Origin of the sequence: Psychromonas sp. (assembly GCF_047632995.1) — a bacterium.
Taxonomy (GTDB): domain Bacteria; phylum Pseudomonadota; class Gammaproteobacteria; order Enterobacterales; family Psychromonadaceae; genus Psychromonas.
This window is the reverse complement of sequence record NZ_JBLIEK010000231.1, coordinates 1-3,174: the sequence shown is the minus strand read 5'-3', so window position 1 is coordinate 3,174 and position 3,174 is coordinate 1. Positions and strand designations below refer to the sequence as shown.

At 34.4% G+C, this 3,174-nt stretch carries 4 protein-coding genes; all 4 read right to left on the bottom strand.

The genetic code is table 11. The features are described from left to right. A partial coding sequence (locus tag ACJAT7_RS18765; protein ID WP_415228307.1) for a glycine--tRNA ligase subunit beta occupies positions 1-152 on the bottom strand: 152 nt, incomplete at its 3' end. A gap of 2 nt (positions 153-154) precedes the next feature. Further along, positions 155-1,060, bottom strand: coding sequence for a glycine--tRNA ligase subunit alpha (gene glyQ, locus ACJAT7_RS18760; protein ID WP_293760584.1), 906 nt, complete (start codon positions 1,058-1,060; stop codon positions 155-157). 631 nt (positions 1,061-1,691) lie between these two features. Beyond that, positions 1,692-2,132 carry a DUF2489 domain-containing protein gene (locus ACJAT7_RS18755; RefSeq protein ID WP_415228306.1) on the bottom strand — a complete coding sequence of 147 codons (441 nt, stop codon included), beginning with the start codon at positions 2,130-2,132 and terminating at the stop codon, positions 1,692-1,694. A gap of 15 nt (positions 2,133-2,147) precedes the next feature. Next, the gene (gene yihI, locus ACJAT7_RS18750; protein ID WP_415228305.1) at positions 2,148-2,657 is read right to left on the bottom strand and encodes a Der GTPase-activating protein YihI; all 510 of its coding nucleotides are present in this window, start codon (positions 2,655-2,657) and stop codon (positions 2,148-2,150) included. Positions 2,658-3,174 lie beyond the last annotated feature (517 nt).

The following is a 3,174-nucleotide window of genomic DNA, read 5'->3' as shown; positions in this document are numbered from 1 at the left end:
GGAGAGGCATACCAATTAATCTGATTGAATGTTAGGTCATTATCAGTAAAACTCGACTGAATATTATCTTTAAACGCTACAGCTAGTTTTGATAAAGACTTTGGCGGTAATTCTTCTGTACCGATTTCAATTAATAAATTGTTAGTTCGCATGGCTACTTCTTCTTCTTACACATTGGAAAGCCCAGTGATTCCCGTGCATCAAAATAAATTTGTGCACAGGCCTTAGAAAGGGATCTTACTCTTAGAATATAACGCTGGCGTTCTGTAACGGAAATAGCATGCCTGGCGTCCAATAAGTTAAACGCATGCGAAGCCTTCATTACTTGTTCATAAGCGGGCAAAGGTAACTTTGCCGTAATTAGCTTTTCACAGTCTTCTTCGCATTGGTCAAATGTTAAAAATAGGGCATCAACATCAGCGTATTCAAAGTTATAAGCCGATTGTTCAACTTCGTTTTGATGAAATACATCACCATAAGTGACTGTGCCCATTGGCCCGTTAGCCCATACAAGATCGTATATACTGTCAACACCTTGAATATACATTGCTAATCGTTCGAGGCCATAAGTTATCTCGCCAGTAACAGGAGAACATTCAATCCCACCCACCTGTTGAAAGTACGTAAATTGTGTAACTTCCATACCATTCAACCAGACTTCCCAGCCAAGACCCCAAGCACCTAAAGTAGGGGATTCCCAGTTATCTTCAACAAATCTAATATCATGAACGAGTGGGTCAAAACCAAGCTCTCTCAGCGAACCCAAATACAAATCTTGGATGTTGTCAGGAGATGGTTTAAGCATGACTTGAAACTGATAATATTGCTGAAGGCGATTCGGGTTTTCTCCATATCGACCATCAGTAGGACGTCGGCAGGGCTGCACATAAGCACTACTAATTGGCTCTGGACCTATTGACCTTAAAAAAGTCATAGGATGAAATGTACCTGCCCCAACTTCCATATCTAAGGGTTGAATGATCACGCAACCTTGACGTGCCCAATAATCCTGAAGCGCTAGGATCAGCCCCTGGAATGTCTTACTATCAAACTTTTGCATACGTTATTGAATTTCCTCTGCCACACTAGAGATTGGCGTATAATTAAACTTTAAAAAAACAGAAATAAGTATACCTTTTGTCGTGGACTCTATGTAGGCATAAAGGTGATTAAAACAGCATTTTGATATAGAAGCAGAAATTTAATGACAAAAATAACTGTCTTGATGCATGTTTAAAAATGAATATTAATCATGAATTCAAATTAAAATTACCATGAGGCGATACAACTATAAACATAAGATAATTAAATTTTTGTTTTTTATGACGGGTCAAGATAATCAAATTAGTTAACACAATATTAAAAATAACAAGAAAGTGTAACTTTAACTTTTAAAAATTTTGTAATAACGAAACTGGCCTAAAGCTCACTTGTTATACAAATTAATTAATGACATTAGACAATTTGCAAAACAGTAAAATATTATATTAAAACACTCAGAGAGAGCATTAATTGAACTTTTGAAAATTTTAAGGTGAAAACCAAGGTGCAAAATTAAACAGAAAACAATGAGGGTTGAGTAGCTCTGCTAGTTTGTATTAAGGCACAACAGCTGTCATGTCTTAATACATGATATTAGTAATACACTTATAATCAACAATGTGTCTTCATAATGAAAAAAATAGTCAGATTCAAATAACAAAAGTTTTTAGTATAGAAACATCTTTAAGTATCTGTGACTCCAATTGAGATTCTAATTCTTCTCTTTGTAGATCTTGTTGTTTTGTTTCCATTTTTGATTGTGACTTTCTAATCTCATGAGTAGGTAAGTCCTTAACTTTGTAGTATAGAGTGTAAAGGCCAGAAAATTGTAACGAAAAATTAGGCTTGTTCTTTACTGGTAAAGCTTCTAAGAGATGATACAACCTGATGCAGCCTTCTGACAAATTACACTGTTGTTGGTCTAGTGCCTTAGCAATGGTTTGAATACTTTCAGAAATCTTGTCTATTCTTTTCTTTGTTTTTTGCTCGCGAAGCTGTTGTTGAGATCTTAATTTAAACAACAACGAACCGGTATAAAAAGCAAGAACACCAATAACTGATATGCCAACAAACAAAAACACTATATTCATAAATAAAACCTTTAGTTAATCTTTAAAGTCATCAATATTAATAGCCTCAAATTGCGAATAAAGATCGGTTTGCTCTTCAGATGTCTCATCACAGATATCTGGTTTACTTGTCAATCCAAGTAAATCGCACAGCATTTTGTGTCTTGCGAGTGTTAGATCTACAAAATGTTGGTCTTCTCTGATAATTTTTTTACCGAGCTCAATTTTTTCTAAAAGAGATCCTAAACGTGGATCTTGCTCAATAGCCGCAAGCTCTTGCGTCGGAGAAAAATACTTGATTTTCTTTGATGCGGGTCTTTGATCTTTTGTTTCTGCGACCAAGCTAACAAGCTTTTTACTACCATGCCTAGGATCTTTATTTACTTTTTTGTTATCTTGCTTGGTTGTCAGCGCTTCGTTGTTACGACTACCTGCAGGTTTACCAAGATGTTTTTTGTCACGTTTTTCTGTTGGTTTACGTACATTTGAAGGAGTTTTAGATATACCAATCTTGCCAACTTTTCGAGATTTTTTTAGTCTAGCCATGAATCACCTGTGTAGGGATTAATAATGTTGATGATTCTACATTAGTTTACTTAGGTGTGTTGATATTTCATATAGCATTAGGAATGAAGACATTTATTAAATGTTACTTTATTTAATTTAAAGTATTGTCATTTAAACGAGAAATAGATAATGAAGGCACGTAATAAATAATCAGATATTAAAACCTCTTTTTAATAAAATTTCTTGAAACACTAAATATAAAATCAATAATATAATTACCCGGGTAAGCTTACCGAATAACACTTTTGATATAGCTTTTGATGGGTGCAAAAAAGTATGGAGTAAGAATTTGGGCAGAAAAAAAGCGATAGGCTAGTATCGCTTTTCTGTAGAGCAAATGTTTGTAAACATCTACCCAAATGTACGTCCGTCCTGAACTATTATAGTTCCGTTTTAACTTCACTTATTATTATTTTTTACGAAGACTATTTTATTGTTAACGATCGTCCTGATACTTTATATTCCGTCCATGACCTTCTATCAAGGTATCTATAAT

Bases quoted from the DNA above. Each gene is read 5' to 3' on its own strand.
- glyQ (WP_293760584.1), bottom strand. From the start codon at position 1,060: ATGCAAAAGTTTGATAGTAAGACATTCCAGGGGCTGATCCTAGCGCTT.
- ACJAT7_RS18755 (WP_415228306.1), bottom strand. From the start codon at position 2,132: ATGAATATAGTGTTTTTGTTTGTTGGCATATCAGTTATTGGTGTTCTT.
- yihI (WP_415228305.1), bottom strand. From the start codon at position 2,657: ATGGCTAGACTAAAAAAATCTCGAAAAGTTGGCAAGATTGGTATATCT.